This is a genomic window from Bacillus cereus group sp. Bce019, assembly GCF_051781745.1.
Taxonomy (GTDB): Bacteria; Bacillota; Bacilli; order Bacillales; family Bacillaceae_G; genus Bacillus_A; species Bacillus_A cereus.
In genome coordinates this window covers 1-328 of the sequence record NZ_JBPWJX010000078.1, presented here as the reverse complement: position 1 = coordinate 328, position 328 = coordinate 1, and the positions used below count along the sequence as shown (strand labels likewise).

Genomic DNA, 328 nt, shown 5'->3' with positions numbered 1-328 from the left:
CTTTGATTTTCTGAGTAATTGTGATGGTTACAGACCAGCACCATATTTTGCTAATCGAGGAATGAAATGGATTCAGCAAACTGAAACGGGAAGTCGCCTTGATGATGAGTTACGTTATTATCTATCTGAATCCTATAGAATTGTTTCAAGTGGTTTAAGTAAAAAGAAGCAGGCTGAGTTAGGGATTCCGTGTCAATCTGAAACACGCACATAACAAAGCGTTCAAGAGGGATTCGCAACGCGTGGCATTTTCGTTATGCGTGGATTTTATTGGTTTTTAGTGCAATGCGGTGAGTTGGTAGTGGCGGTGCTCACCCCTTAACGCGGC

1 protein-coding gene is annotated in these 328 nt (G+C 42.4%); it reads left to right on the top strand.

Translation table 11 applies throughout. From position 1 onward, the window contains the following. Positions 1-214, top strand: a 214-nt coding sequence (locus tag ACS2QP_RS27500) for an MmcQ/YjbR family DNA-binding protein (RefSeq protein WP_438883029.1), incomplete at its 5' end; no start/stop codon positions are given. Positions 215-328 lie beyond the last annotated feature (114 nt).